The sequence below is a fragment of the Marimonas arenosa genome (genome assembly GCF_030848945.1).
In the GTDB taxonomy this organism is placed as follows: domain Bacteria; phylum Pseudomonadota; class Alphaproteobacteria; order Rhodobacterales; family Rhodobacteraceae; genus Marimonas; species Marimonas arenosa.
This window is the reverse complement of the sequence record NZ_JANHAX010000031.1, coordinates 1-217: the sequence shown is the minus strand read 5'-3', so window position 1 is coordinate 217 and position 217 is coordinate 1. Positions and strand designations below refer to the sequence as shown.

Sequence of the window (217 nt, the reverse complement as noted above, 5' to 3'; positions counted from 1 at the left end):
GTGCTTTTATTATTAAGAGTTACCAACAAAAACCAATGCCTCTTTTCCTTCTTTGGAAAGGTATTGTACATACAACATTACGTTTTCCTGAACATAAATACCTTATTGGTGGTGTTAGTATTAGTAATCAATTTACTAATTTCTCAAAATCATTAATGATAGAATTCATGAAATCGCATTACTACGACCCTTATGTTGCTCAGTATGTTCACCCTAA

At 31.3% G+C, this 217-nt stretch carries 1 pseudogene; it reads left to right on the top strand.

What is annotated here, in order from left to right:
* Positions 1-217, top strand: a pseudogene (locus NO357_RS21350) (hypothetical protein); the annotation flags it as partial.